Origin of the sequence: Amycolatopsis sp. NPDC001319 (genome assembly GCF_042896185.1) — a bacterium.
Classification (GTDB): domain Bacteria; phylum Actinomycetota; class Actinomycetes; order Mycobacteriales; family Pseudonocardiaceae; genus Amycolatopsis.
In genome coordinates, this window is sequence record NZ_JBIAWY010000003.1 from 96506 (window position 1) to 108767 (window position 12262).

A 12262-nucleotide genomic window follows, 5' to 3' on the forward strand; every position below is an offset into this window, starting at 1 on the left:
CGGGGTGCTAGCGGGGATGCTAGATCTAGCATCGGGTGACGCTAGGCCGGTGATCGACGCTAGCCCCCGCGCCGGTTACTGTGCGTGCTAGTTCTGGTTGTGCTTGTCGACCGCGGCGAACACGTCCACGCGGTTGACGCCGCGCCGGTTGGCGGCCTTGCCGGTCTCGTCCTTGCCGTAGACCTGGATCGTCTCGACACCCCACGGGGCGAGGCTGGTGGCGAGCTGGTTGGCCTTGCCGCGGCCGTCCAGCGTGCCCCACGCGCCGTAGACCTCGGGGCGGAGCGCGGCGAGCCGGTCCACGATGGACTCGGACCACACCTTCTTCTCCCCGGGCTTGAGCACCGCGGCCACGTCCAGGATCAGCACGTGCCCGGCCTTCGTGTCCTCGCCTGCCTGGTCGACCTGTCCGGCGGCGTAACCGGTGATGGTGCCGGCGGCTTCGCGGGCAACGCGAGCGCGTTCCACGATCCCTTCGGCGGCCGGGCCGTCGATCAGGTAGGTGCGGGTGATCTTCGGGTCGTCGCTCTCGCCGGCGAGGTAGCCGATTCCCTTGTCGTTGAACGAGAACAGCGCCGCGTTGATGCCGCGCTTGTACGCGCCGGTCCCGAGGATCATGTCGTTTTCGGGCTGTGCCATCACTCGCAGGCAGAACCGCAGGCCGGCGTTGGCGGAGATACCCTTCGGCAAGCTGGACGCGTCCGGGCGCTGCGTGGCGAGGACCAGCATCAGCCCCATCGCCGGGCCGCGCTTGGTGATGGCCTCGGCGAGCTTGTTGGCCTCCTCCTTGAATTCCTCGTGGGAGAACAGCTCCTGGCACTCGTCGATCACCGCGAAGATGGGGTGAAGTCCCAGGTCACGGGTGCTCGACAGGTGCGGGGTGACCTTGTTCTCCGGGCACAGCTTCGGGTCGGACTCGGCGATGCGGGAGAGCACCTTGGCGCGGCGGTCCATCTCCTTGACCAGGTACCGCAGCCCGTCCATCACCTCTTCCAGCGTGGCGTTGTCCGCGCCGGAGGCGTAGCGGTGCGCGACCGGCTTGCACATGCCCAGGTCACCGGTGCCCTTGAGCTCGAACAGCAGCAGCTCCGCCATCGGGTCCAGCGCGGCGGCGAGGACCAGGATGCGCAGCGCGAACGTCTTGCCCATGCGCGGCATCGCGCCGATCAGCATCGCGACGAACATCATGGTCAGGACCACCGGGCGGCCGCGCTGGTCGGTGCCGAACGGGATCGGCTCGAACAGGTTCACCCGGCCGCGCTTGGCGAGCGGCCACGTCGGGGCCTTCTGCTTGTTCAGCGGCTTGTCCCCGACCCAGATCACCAGCCGCCCGGGGTGTTCGTCGGAGACCGGTTCGGGCCAGACGCACCCGAGCGGTCGGCGCAGGCCGGAGGCCAGCTTGTCCCGGCGTTCCATGACCATGTCCACGGTGACGCCGTACGGGAGTTCGACCTCGGCGCGCCACCCGTCCCCGTCGCGCACGATCGGCGCGGGGAAGTGGATCTTCTCGCCCTTCCCCGCGATGGTCTGGTCGATCTTGGCGATGCCGAGCGACCCGAGCGCGTTCAGGACCACGTCGGAGGTCAGCTTCGGCACCCGCGCGGCGATGACCGCGCGGGACACGATCGGCTTGTCGGCCCGGCCGCCGGCGGTGCCCAGCAGCGCCGCGGTGGCCGTGCCGGCAGCGAGGTACCAGCCCCACCCGGTCACCGCGCCCACGAACAGGTAGAGCCCGGCCACCAGGACCAGGAAGGCGAGGAACACGGCGGTGGAGCGCTTGCGGACCCGTTCCGTGCGCAGCTCCGCGAGCTTGCGGTACTCCTCGGTGTTGCCCGCCGCGACGGCGTTCGTGCGCAGCGGCTTGGCCTCTGCGTCGAACACCCAGCGGTGGGTGTTCACGACGATCCGCGCCAGGCCGCGCGGGGAGTGCAGGACCAGCACGCCGACGTAGCGCGGGGTGCGGACGGCGTGGTAGGCGCAGGTGTGTCCGGCGTAGCCGGCCAGCCACTTCGCCCGCGACAGCAACTCGTTGCGCGAGCGCGCCCACCCGGGGATCACCTCCCGGGTCTTGGCCTCGCGCGCCCCGGCCCACCACGACGGCGCGGCCTTCGGGTCCGGCTGGTCGACCAGCAGCGGGTTGACCCGGGCGGCCGGGTCCTCGTCGTCGACGATGACGCCCTCGACCACCATGCCGTCGACGACGTCGGGGGCGGTATCGGTGCGGTCCTGGGCCGGGATCTGGTCGGTGGTGCGGGCGGTGTCCGGGCGGACCGGGACGACGGCGCCGGAGCGGGTTACGGCGGTGTCGGTGGCCGCGGTGTCGTGGGCGTTCACGGCGGTGGCGGGGTCGGTGTTCACGGCCTGGTCGGTGGTGGTGTTCGTGGACGGGTTCGGGGTGGTGTTCACGGAAGGGAGCCCTTCGGGGTTGGTGGCGTTCACGGCGTCGGGTGCGTGGTCGGCGGTGGTGGACATCAGGCGGCCTCCCTTTCGGGCGCGGTGGTGGGCTGGTCGGCGGGCGCCGGCGCGACGGCCGGGCGGGTGGTGGTCTCGGTGGTCAGGTCGTCGGCGACGTTCTTGCTCGTGCCGCGGGAGATGTCCGGGCACACGCTGCGCACCCATGCCGGGGTGATCTCGATCCCCGGCGCCCACGCCGCGCGAGCTTCGGCGAGGTAGTCCGCCCGGAGCTTGCGGGCCGGCTTCGCCGCGGCCTTGCGGGTGGCCGGACGTCGTCGGGCCGGCGTCTTCGTCGTCGCCGGGGCGGGTGAGGTGAGGGCGGGGGCTGTCTCGGTATCGCCGGTCGCCGCGGGTGCCGACATGGGGGCGGGTACGGGGGTGCGTGCGGTGTCCCCCGCCGTACCCGCCTGTCCCGTGAACGCGGTGCCGGCGGCGGCCATGACCGCTTCGGTGAGCTTGTCCCGCAGCACCGGCGCGGTCTCCGCGGCGAGGAACACCAGCACCGGCGGCACCGAGTGCAAGACGACCCCGGCGACGTCCAAGTGGGTCCAGGACTTCCAGGTGTTCATGACGTAGGTGGCCAGGAACGCGAACCACTTGGTGCGGTGCGCCCACTGCATCCCGTCCAGCACCCGGTAGCGGGCGGTGATCTGCTCCGCCCGCAGCACCGCGACCAGGACCAGCGAGACCATCGGGTCCAGCAGCCACCCGGCGACCCACCCGGCGGACCAGGCGGGTGCGCCGGCGGCGGCGAAGGACTGGACGTTGACCATGGTGAAGGCCAGCCCGAGGAAGATCCCGAGCCAGATCACCGCGTCGATCTGCGTGCGGACCTTCTCCACTCGCAGGGCCACCACGTCCGGGTGGTTGGCCAGCCGCCGGACCTGCGCGGCGTTCTGGGCGTCCTGGGCGAGCTTGTCCGCTTCCGTCAGTGGCTGGTGCCGGGCGTCGGCCGGCGCGAGTTCGGTGCTGGTCATCAGCTCTGCCCCCATTCGGTGCCGTGCTTGCGCTCCCACTGGTCCTTGCGGCCTTCCAGCTCCGCGTTGAGGACCTGCCGGCGCTCCTGGTCGTTGAGCTGGGAGAGCACGCCCTGGCGGTGTTCGGGCTTCATGCCCGACAGCAGCACGTGGACGGTGGCCGCCGCGGCGGCGTCCTCTTCGGACTTCTTCTTGCCGAACATCAGCGACGCCCCCCGTGGTGAGTGACGATCTCGGTGATGGCCATCAGCCGCACGATCGTGTTCGCGGCGAGCAGGGCCGGGACGATGAGCGTGATCCACGTGGCCGTGGTGTTCTGCACCTTGACGATCAGCAGCCACTGGACGAACGCGATGACCGCGGTGCACAGCACCAGCCGGACCAGGTTGGCGGTCATGCGGGTGACCTCGCGGACACCGCGCAGGGACTTGGTCGCCGACTTGCGGCCGGCGCGCCACACGGAGAACGCGCCGATCAGCGCGAGTCCACCGAGGACGTACAGGGTCTGCGGAGCCATCTCAGGTCACCACCTTCGGGTAGTCGACACGCGCACAGCGCCCTGCGGGAAGCGGGATCACCGGAGCCAGCCCGGCAGAGCGGACGGGAAGGTCGGTCGGCGACACGACGGGTTCGCCGGTCACGTACTCGTGCAGGTGCGAGTCCGGGGCGAGCCCGGCGGAGTAGAGACAGGCGTCGCACGTGCGGTGCGGCTTGGGGAGTTCCGTCCATCCGAGTTCGCCGCACTCGCGGCAGGTCCGGCGGGCGGCCATCGCCTTGTCCAGCGCGGCGGCGCGGGCCGGGGTCATCGGGCGGACCGGCTTGGCCGACGCGATGAGGTAGAGGTTGGCGTAGACGAGCTTGCCGGCGCGGTGGCAGCGGAAGTACAGCACCGCCACCGGGTCCGCTCCGCCGGGCCGCAACCCCATGCGCCGGAGCTGCCGACGAGTGGCGAGCTTGCCGCGCGGGGCGATGCCGTAGGACAGCAGCGGCAGCCCGTCCACCCGGCCGCGGGTGAACTCGAGATCCGGGGACCACGCCACGGGCGCGAGGACCCAGGGGAACTTGCGGGCCATCACCGATCACCCGCCAACAGCGCGAGTTCGCGGTCCCAGTTGATCCGGGTCGCTTCGGTGCCGGCCGGCACCATCGCGTCCGACTCGTCCAGGAACCGTTCCAGCTCGGCGCGCTTGAACGCGAGGTTGCAGCTCCCCGTGCTCTGGGGGTCGTGCAGCGTCACCCAGGTGACCGCGTCGTCCTTCGTCGCCGGGGTCACCTCGATGTCCCCGATCCCGGCCGGCGCGTTCAGCCCATCGGCCAGCAGATCCCGGGAGAGCAGCCACACCACCGAGATCGGGCCGTCCGGCACGTCCAGCTCCACCGCGAACGGGTCCGACACCCGGTAGGTGACGGTGACCGTGCGGTGGCCGCCGTCTAGGGCCGGGCCGCCGGCCGGGCAGATCACCGTTCCCGCCGTCAGGCGCCGGCGCAGCGTCGTGCGGGCGGTCATGCCGCACCGCCGGAGACCAGCTCGACCGACTCACGGACCAGCGTGAGGGCGGATTCGCGGACGTCCTGCGCGTCGTCGGTGAGGCACGCGTCGTCCAGGGCGTCGGCCATCGCGAACAGCCACGCCACGCGGGCGGCGGTGTATTCCGCGTCGGTGCCGTAGTTCGCGCCGCGGATGGGCTGCTGCGCGAGCAGGGTGGTGATGTCCTTGTACTGTCCCGCGCTGAGCGCGGTGGTGGTGCCTACCATGGGAAACCTCTCCGAGTTGCTACCTGCGTGGTGGTGGGGAGTCCCGGCCTGGTCGGAGCGTTCTTGGCGGTTCGAGCCGCCCAGGCTGGGGTCAGAAACGGCGGATACGGCGGGGATGCTGGGAGGGGCGGTCATGTCAGCGCCGCCAGCAGCAGCGCGACGGCCAGCAGCGACAGCCCGACGACCAGTAGCGCCATCGCGGTGGAGATCTGCCGGTACTTGCGGACCGCGATCCCACCGAGGTGGGCGGTGTCGACGGCCAGCGTCGCGGTGACGGGGACGCTCCCGGCTTCCAGCAGCGCGGCCGGGCCGTTGTAGGCGGCGTCCAGCCAGGAACCCGGCGTGGGGAACTGCGTGAGCCGGGGTCGGACCGCGGAGAGCAGGACCAGCACCGCGGCGAAGATCGGCGCGGCGGCCAGCCACAGCCCGACCGTCGCGGCCGGCGACGTCTGCCGGGTGGTCAGGGCTACCACGCCGGAGAAGGCCAGGCCGACCAGCCCGAGCAGCGTGGTCACCTTCGTATCCGCCTTACCCAGCTCCGAACGGGCCTGTTCGTGAGCGACGTGGACGTGAGGCATCGCGTCGGCGTAGGTCATCGGTTCGCTCCCTGGGCTTCGCGCTGCTTGCGCTGGATCTCTTCCTGCTGGCGCTGCAGCTCGCGGTGCCAGGCGCCGGAGTCGTTTTGCCCGCTCACGCCGCCTCCCCTCGGGTCGCGGTGGTGGTGTCCAGCCGGACCGGCAGCACTCGCAGCGCCGCGCGGTCGGTGCGCCGGCGGGTGCGGTGGGCGTGCTGCGCGTCGATGAACGCGTGCCGGGTGCGGACTTCGGCGACGGTCGTCGCGGCGGTCAGCTCCTGGTCCAGCTCGGCGAGCAGCGCGTCAATGGCAGACTCGTCCAAGCCGTCCGGGTAGAAGCCCTGACCAGCGGGAACGCCGTCAACGGCGGCCTGGATGACGCGGTTGGTGATTCGTGCGGAGTTCATTGGGGTCCTTCCGAGTTGCTCAACTGACACAGATCAATCTAGATCGGTATGAGTCAGTTGGCACTACGTCGTTCGAGTGATGTATGTCGGTTTGAGTCAGTCTGGCTAGACTCGCCCTATGGACGGCAGCGCGGCAGCAATGGCTACCTACGAGCGAGTGGCCGAACAGATCCGGGCGGACATCCGGCGGGGTGTCCTGAAGCCGGGGGACAAGCTCCCCGGCAACCGAGTCCTGGCAGACAAGTACGACGTTGCGCTAGGTACAGCGCAGAAGGCGTTGCGGCTGCTGCAGGACGAGAAGTGGCTTACGGCGACGCCGTCCGTTGGCGTCTTCGTCAACGAGGTGCCAGGTAAGGCGGTCGACCCTCTGACGGCGATGGCCGGCGAGCTTGCCGAGCTGCGCAAGCGGGTCGACGCCTTGGAGAAGTTGGTGGGGGAGCGTTGAGGGCTGGTGTTCCGGTGCGCTGTCATGTCCTAAGGAAACCGCAGGTCAGGGGACGCGAGTACCGCACTTCCAAGGATCTTTGTGGACGTCCCCGCGCCCTGAAACGTCCTCACGAAACGTCCGGAAACGTCCCGCAAGGGAGGGGGCGGCATGGCTAACGACCGGCTCCGAACCGCCATGTTGGCCGCCAACCTCACCGTGGATGACCTTGCCGAACGAGTGGGGGTCGACCCGAAGACGGCAGGCCGGTGGATCAGCAACGAACGGGTGCCCCACCGCGGCACCCGACACAAGATCCTCGCGGTACTTGGGGGGCGAGAAGAGGACATCTGGCCGTCGCTCGCGTCGGACACCCGTCCCGCAGCGACGGAATCTGAGCTTGTGCACCTGTATCCGTCCCGGTCTGCCATCACGGGCGCGGGTTGGGAAGCTCTGCTCAACGGTGTCCGGGAAAGCATGGACGTCCTGGTCTTCTCCGGCGCCTTCCTCGTGGAGCAGTACAACTTCGTCCCGCTGGTTCGCGCGAAAGCCGCGGCCGGTGTCCGGTTCCGTCTGCTGGTCGGCGATGAGACGACGTCGGCCGTCAAGCAGCGCGCGATCGAAGAGGGGACTCCGGGCGGCCTGGAGGGACGCATTCAGCTCATGCGGCGGTACCTCGCGGACGTGGCTGACCTTGACGGAGTCGAGGTCAGGACGCACGGTGAGATCCTGTACAACTCGCTCTACCGCTTCGACGATGACCTACTGGTCAACGGACATGCGTTCGGTGCCCTCGCTGGTCAGAGCCCGGTGATGCACCTTCGGCGACAGCCGAGCGGCCAGATGTGGCAGCACTACATGAAGTCGTTCGAGCGGACCTGGTCCGCCGGCGTCCCCGAGAAGCCTCAGGAGAGCGCGTGAGTCGAATCGACTACCTCAACGACCCGAACGCCCCAGCCGCGAACAGCGTGGTTCCGTCGGTGACGGTGGCGATTCGCGACGGAGCGGGCCGGATTCTGCTCATCCACAAGATCGACAATGACCTGTGGGCGTTGCCGGGCGGCGGTCATGACGCAGGGGAGCGTATAACGGACACCGCGGTCCGCGAGGTCCGGGAAGAGACCGGCTTGGACGTCGAGGTAGTCCGCCTGATCGGGACGTACACCGACCCGAACCACGTCATGGCGTACGACGACGGCGAGGTTCGGCAACAGTTCTCGCTCTGCTTTGAAGGGCGGTGGACTGGCGGCCGGCCGCGGGAGGATGGCACCGAGACTAAGGCGGTGCGTTGGGTGAATCCCGCAGAACTAGATAGCTTGAACATCCACCCGTCCATGCGACTGAGGATTTCTCATGCGTTGGACAGTACGCGGACTGCTCCCTACCTGGGTTGAGGCTCGGTAAGTCGTTTCTCGGTTCGCCGCACAGAATCTTTTAGGATTGGTCCGGCTTTCAGCCAAGTGCGGTGCACCGGGTCGTCAACTGGGTACCGCCTAAGAATTTCAGCGATCCGCTCATCGTAGCTAAGGCGCTGGCCATCAGGGCCGGTCGTCAGGTCTGCGGTAACTAAGGCGTCTAAGGTCGGACTATCGTCAAACGGGAATTCACTCAACTCCGCGGACATTCCGCGTTCGGCTGCTTCGAAGCGGGCGCCCGAATGGTGTGCAACTAGATTCACGATCTCGTCTGGCCAGTCAAGGCGCTTGAGGTAACGTGCGCCGTCTAAGGGGTGGAACTTAGTCAGGCCGATTTCAGGTGCATAGCCAATATCGTGCAGCCAGGCGGCGGCCACTAGCGTCTCGCTCTGCTCTGGCCTGACGGCGCCCGTCAGTTCGAGTGCGCGTGTCGCTACAGCCTGAACGTGAGTCCAACGACGCCCGAGTGGGCTAACGAGTTGCTCCGCTAGCTGCGCAGCGCCCTCGACTAGTGTAGACATTTTCTGACTGTACCTTCCTGGGGGCGGCAACGTTGATTCGCTATTCTACATAAGTCATCCTGGGCGGCTTCCTTGGTGATGCAACTTGGCGATGAATTGTCCATTTTCGGCCGTCGATGGCGTGGCACGTCAGCCGAATGTGAATGATCTTATCTCGTTCTTCTTCAAATTCTAGAACCCAGTACAAGGCATCGCCTGTACCGAGGCTTTCTTTGTTTGCGACTCGGTTAAATTCGGGCACGTAGAATGCGTCTAGCGCGCGCCCTTCTCTGCGGGGAGGCACGCCGTCGACTCCCTGTCGAAAGGACACGCCGCGCGTGTCGACGATTTCGGCCTCGACCCTGGCCAGGGCTGGGGAGTGCAGGATGCGGAAGTGGAGTCGGTACCAGCCTCCCTGGTTCTTCGGCTGAACCTCGCCATCGGTGAGTGCCGGCTGTTCCTCGTCGTGGCGCCGCGCGGCTTCGAGTTGGGCGGTCTTCGTGGCGGCCGCCGCCTGCTGCTTGGTGTAGAAGACGCTAAGGCCGGCTACAAGCAGAGCGACGATCGAGACTACAAAGGCGGCTACGGTCATGTGCTTCATCCTTCCCCTCCAAGGGCACCCAGTGCGCCAGCTCAGAGCCGCGTCGCCTCCGTGTCGCACGATCGGCTGAGGTGCCCGCAGGTGCCCAAGAGGGGTTCCATTCACCCTCGGCCGAGCTGGTTCGCAGTAGTCCGCGGGACCGCCCTGAACTGCATGGATGGCCCTGACGGACCGCCGTGAACGAGCTACCCGAGACCTGAAAAGCGGAAGGTCGCCGGTTCGACCCCGGCCCTGGCCACCGTTCTGATCAGCCAAAACAGCCCCCACCGAGTTCGGTGGGGGCTGTTTTGCGCGCGCTCCGTCTCAGTCTCCGTCTCAATCGCTCTTCTTGCGCCCCTTCCGTCCCTTGCCCTTGGCCTTGTGTTCGGGCTTCCACAGGAACTCGTTCAGCTGGTCCGCAATGTCCCGGCGGAGCCCGCCCGTCATGTGCTGGTACCGCTTCGCCATGGTGCTGTTCGACCAGCCCATGAACTCCATCACGGCTCGCTCCGGCACCCCGAGCACGAGCAGCACGGTGGCCGCGGTGTGCCGTGCGTCGTGCAGCCGGGCCTCCCGTACGCCCGCCTCTTCGAGCAGCGCCTTCCACTCGTCAAGGTCCCGGCGCGGGTCGAGCGGCTTCCCGTTCGGCTGGGTGAACATCCACTCGCCCCCGTGCCACTCGGATCCGGCGTGCTCCCGCTCCTTGGCCTGTCGTTCCTCGTGTGCCATCAGGAGGTCGTAGAGCCGGTCCGGCAGCACGATGCCCCGGCGGCCGGCCGACGACTTGACGTCGACCTCGACCAGGCCGCCGCCGTGCCGCTGCGGACACCACCGGGCGTGGCTCACGCAGTCTGGCGGGCACGGCGGCGGGCACGGCTTCCGGTGGTGCCGTTTGCAGTCCTCGGGGCAGGACTTCACCTTGTGGTATTTCGCGCCGCACTTGTGCGGGTTGTGGCACCCGTGCTGCCATGTCTGGCGCTGCAATTGCTTCGCGATCCGCAGGGCCCGGTACTCCCGATCGAGCCGCGACCATTTCAGCCCGATGGTTTCACCCTGCCGAGTGCCAAGCGCGAGTGCGAGTACGAACCGGGTTCCATTTCGCCGCGTAAGCGCGGTCACCAGGAGCCGGCCGATCTCGTTCGCCTCGAACGGCTCGATCTCGTGTTCTTCAACGCGCGGCGGCTTCGCCAGCTCCACCGGATTGCCGGTGATGTGCCCGCGGCGAAGGGCCTCGCCGAACGCGGTCCGTGCGGTGCGGTGCACCTGGTGCGCCGTCGCCGATTTGAGCCCGGACTTGAGCATCTTCGCGTACAGCTTTTCGAAGTGCTCGGGCTCGATCTTGTCGACGCGGTGTGCACCGAGATTCGGAATGAGGTGCTTGTTCACGGCGGTGCGGTACGCGTTTCCGGCCTTGTAGCGGACCGACGGAAGCGCGATGTTGTCGAGCCAGTGGGTAAGCCACTTCTCAACTGTCCACGAGCGACCAGCCTTCTTGACCTTGCCCGAATCGCGTTGCTTTTCGAGCGTGCGGACGGCCTCGATAACCTCAGCCTCGGTTTTGCGTTCGACGTGTCGTCGGTCCGGCGTGCCGTCGTCGCGGATTCCCATGGTTACGCGGCCGTGCCATTTCCCGTCTTTGCCGAGGTAGATCGAGCTGGCACCATTCGGCGCACGCGTTCCCTCTGGGCGCTTTTTGCGTGGCATGGACTTCTCCTAATCTCAGGCTGCTTTGGCGGCGGCGGAAAGCTGTTCGACGTACGTGATCAGTGCGCTCTTGGGTACGAGGCGACGTCGGCCGACACGAACGGTGGCGACCTGTCCAGCCTTGATCAGTGCGAACATGGTGGTTCGGCCAATAGACAGCTGCTCCGCTGCGGCTTCGACGCTCAGGAGTTCGCGCGGCTTCGTTGTTGCGGTGTCCACAGTGGTCTCCAAGTGCTCAGGCTTCGGGCAGGTTGTTGATCCAGTCGGTGAACCGGTTGCGGGGGACCTCCCAGCCGCTCGCGGTGCGGATCGCGGGGATGGTGCCGTCTTCGACATAGCCGCGGGTGAGGTCGACGGAGAGGCTGATCAGGTACGCGGCTTGGTCGACGGTGTAGGCGGTCGCATCCGGGTCGAACGTCGGGACGGGGCCGCTGTAGGGCGCGTCGTCGGGGTGGCCGGCCACGGTGTCGGCGGTGGCGAGGCTCGGGAAGCGGTACAGGCGAGCGGTCATCGGTGGTGCCTTTCTGTGCGAGTTGTGCCGGGGCGGACGGCTTGCCCGGTGAGGCCGTCCCCCTCCTGCCAGCCGTTGGCGAGGTGGCTGGGTCGGAAGCTGGCAGGAGGGGGTCCAGGGCTAGCGCCTGGCGCTCCCGCTGAGGACGGCTGGAACAGCGGGGCGAGGGAGGGAGTCGGTGCGAGAGTCGCCAACCCGCGAATTCGGGGTCCGAACGGGCCGGATTCCCTTCATTCCCTAGGCTCCCTGGCCGACTTCCTGGGCATGTCTGCGCAGCTCAGCAGTAGGGAGGCCGCTGAGGGAGTCGGGTAGGGAGAATTCCCTCGCCTCGCGGCGGTTCCCTGTCCGGGTCCCTCGTGCTTCGCGGTGTCGGTGGTGGTGTCGGCGACGGCTGCGAGGGTGAGTGCGCAGCGGTCGATCTGGTCGATGGCGTGGCCGGCCAGCTGCCGGAGCCGGGCCGCGCTCGAGTAGGTGATCCGGGCGGCGGCCGACGCGCTGAACATGGGCGGAGCTCCTTCCTGTCGTTGCGGTCCGGCGGGGTCGTCGGGGGCAGTGAGTGGATGAGGGGTCGAGCCGGGAGGCGTGCTCTGGGGGCCGCGTGCGGGGCCGTGTCGGGTCGATCCACTGATCCACTGGGCGGTCATCTGCGCTGGTGGCGCGCAGTGGGTCGGGTCAGTGGGTCGTCGAGTGGGGATCCACTCGCGTCGCGCCGTTCCACTGCCGGATCCACTGCGCGTTGCGGTCAGGTCGGGGCTCCGGCGGGGCGGGGTCGGGAGTGGCCGGCGGGGGTGATGCGGGTGGACAGCAGGTGGTCGATGCCGCACATGGCTTGGTGCAGGAGCCAGGCGAGGGCGACGAGGGGGAGCCGCGCGAGGTGCAGCGTCAGGAACGCGGTGACGGCGAGCAGGAAGCCGAGCAGCTTGGCTGGGCCGTACTGGTCGAGGACGTCGAACGCGGACAT

General features: G+C 68.2%; 19 protein-coding genes. 3 read left to right on the forward strand and 16 right to left on the reverse strand.

The window, feature by feature from the left end:
- Positions 1–87: 87 nt before the first annotated feature.
- The 9 genes from ACFY1H_RS10815 to ACFY1H_RS10855 form a co-directional block, all read right to left on the reverse strand.
- Entirely contained in the window at positions 88–2472 is a 2385-nt protein-coding gene (locus ACFY1H_RS10815; RefSeq protein ID WP_386946057.1) for an FtsK/SpoIIIE domain-containing protein, read from the reverse strand.
- The gene (locus ACFY1H_RS10820; protein ID WP_386946059.1) at positions 2472–3431 is read right to left on the reverse strand and encodes a hypothetical protein; all 960 of its coding nucleotides are present in this window, start codon (positions 3429–3431) and stop codon (positions 2472–2474) included. Before ACFY1H_RS10820 ends, ACFY1H_RS10815 begins: the two co-directional genes overlap by 1 nt.
- Positions 3431–3634, reverse strand: a complete 204-nt coding sequence (locus tag ACFY1H_RS10825) for a hypothetical protein (protein ID WP_386946061.1) — start codon at positions 3632–3634, stop codon at positions 3431–3433. Before ACFY1H_RS10825 ends, ACFY1H_RS10820 begins: the two co-directional genes overlap by 1 nt.
- Positions 3634–3948 carry a hypothetical protein gene (locus ACFY1H_RS10830; protein ID WP_386946063.1) on the reverse strand — a complete coding sequence of 105 codons (315 nt, stop codon included), beginning with the start codon at positions 3946–3948 and terminating at the stop codon, positions 3634–3636. The genes ACFY1H_RS10825 and ACFY1H_RS10830 overlap by 1 nt, the downstream gene beginning before the upstream one ends.
- A 1-nt stretch (position 3949) precedes the next feature.
- Positions 3950–4504 carry an RRQRL motif-containing zinc-binding protein gene (locus tag ACFY1H_RS10835; protein WP_386946065.1) on the reverse strand — a complete coding sequence of 185 codons (555 nt, stop codon included), beginning with the start codon at positions 4502–4504 and terminating at the stop codon, positions 3950–3952.
- Positions 4504–4938, reverse strand: a complete 435-nt coding sequence (locus ACFY1H_RS10840; RefSeq protein WP_386946067.1) for an SsgA family sporulation/cell division regulator — start codon at positions 4936–4938, stop codon at positions 4504–4506. Before ACFY1H_RS10840 ends, ACFY1H_RS10835 begins: the two co-directional genes overlap by 1 nt.
- On the reverse strand, positions 4935–5186 hold the full coding sequence (locus tag ACFY1H_RS10845; protein ID WP_386946068.1) for a hypothetical protein: 252 nt from the start codon (positions 5184–5186) through the stop codon (positions 4935–4937). Before ACFY1H_RS10845 ends, ACFY1H_RS10840 begins: the two co-directional genes overlap by 4 nt.
- A 131-nt stretch (positions 5187–5317) precedes the next feature.
- The gene (locus ACFY1H_RS10850) at positions 5318–5782 is read right to left on the reverse strand and encodes a Pycsar system effector family protein (RefSeq protein ID WP_386946070.1); all 465 of its coding nucleotides are present in this window, start codon (positions 5780–5782) and stop codon (positions 5318–5320) included.
- 94 nt (positions 5783–5876) lie between these two features.
- Positions 5877–6167, reverse strand: a complete 291-nt coding sequence (locus ACFY1H_RS10855) for a hypothetical protein (protein WP_386946072.1) — start codon at positions 6165–6167, stop codon at positions 5877–5879.
- Between the two features lie 118 nt (positions 6168–6285).
- On the opposite strand from ACFY1H_RS10855, the gene ACFY1H_RS10860 reads away from it, so the two are divergent.
- The 3 genes from ACFY1H_RS10860 (at position 6286) to ACFY1H_RS10870 (ending at position 7985) form a co-directional block, all read left to right on the forward strand.
- Complete coding sequence (locus tag ACFY1H_RS10860) at positions 6286–6612, forward strand: winged helix-turn-helix domain-containing protein (protein ID WP_386946074.1); 327 nt, start codon at positions 6286–6288, stop codon at positions 6610–6612.
- A gap of 150 nt (positions 6613–6762) precedes the next feature.
- On the forward strand, positions 6763–7512 hold the full coding sequence (locus tag ACFY1H_RS10865; RefSeq protein WP_386946076.1) for a helix-turn-helix domain-containing protein: 750 nt from the start codon (positions 6763–6765) through the stop codon (positions 7510–7512).
- Positions 7509–7985, forward strand: coding sequence for an NUDIX hydrolase (locus ACFY1H_RS10870; protein ID WP_386946077.1), 477 nt, complete (start codon positions 7509–7511; stop codon positions 7983–7985). The genes ACFY1H_RS10865 and ACFY1H_RS10870 overlap by 4 nt, the downstream gene beginning before the upstream one ends.
- Here ACFY1H_RS10870 and ACFY1H_RS10875 read toward each other — a convergent pair.
- The 7 genes from ACFY1H_RS10875 to ACFY1H_RS10905 form a co-directional block, all read right to left on the reverse strand.
- Positions 7973–8527, reverse strand: coding sequence for an HD domain-containing protein (locus ACFY1H_RS10875; protein WP_386946078.1), 555 nt, complete (start codon positions 8525–8527; stop codon positions 7973–7975). The genes ACFY1H_RS10870 and ACFY1H_RS10875 overlap by 13 nt on opposite strands.
- Before the next feature lie 40 nt (positions 8528–8567).
- Entirely contained in the window at positions 8568–9098 is a 531-nt protein-coding gene (locus ACFY1H_RS10880) for a hypothetical protein (RefSeq protein WP_386946080.1), read from the reverse strand.
- A gap of 324 nt (positions 9099–9422) precedes the next feature.
- Complete coding sequence (locus ACFY1H_RS10885; protein WP_386946082.1) at positions 9423–10790, reverse strand: tyrosine-type recombinase/integrase; 1368 nt, start codon at positions 10788–10790, stop codon at positions 9423–9425.
- Positions 10791–10805: 15 nt separating this feature from the next.
- Positions 10806–11021 carry an excisionase family DNA-binding protein gene (locus ACFY1H_RS10890; RefSeq protein ID WP_386946084.1) on the reverse strand — a complete coding sequence of 72 codons (216 nt, stop codon included), beginning with the start codon at positions 11019–11021 and terminating at the stop codon, positions 10806–10808.
- Between the two features lie 4 nt (positions 11022–11025).
- Positions 11026–11301, reverse strand: coding sequence for a hypothetical protein (locus tag ACFY1H_RS10895; RefSeq protein ID WP_386946086.1), 276 nt, complete (start codon positions 11299–11301; stop codon positions 11026–11028).
- 230 nt (positions 11302–11531) lie between these two features.
- Positions 11532–11804, reverse strand: a complete 273-nt coding sequence (locus ACFY1H_RS10900; RefSeq protein WP_386946088.1) for a hypothetical protein — start codon at positions 11802–11804, stop codon at positions 11532–11534.
- Between the two features lie 239 nt (positions 11805–12043).
- Positions 12044–12262: a hypothetical protein gene (locus tag ACFY1H_RS10905; RefSeq protein ID WP_386946090.1), complete on the reverse strand. Its 219-nt coding sequence runs from the start codon at positions 12260–12262 to the stop codon at positions 12044–12046.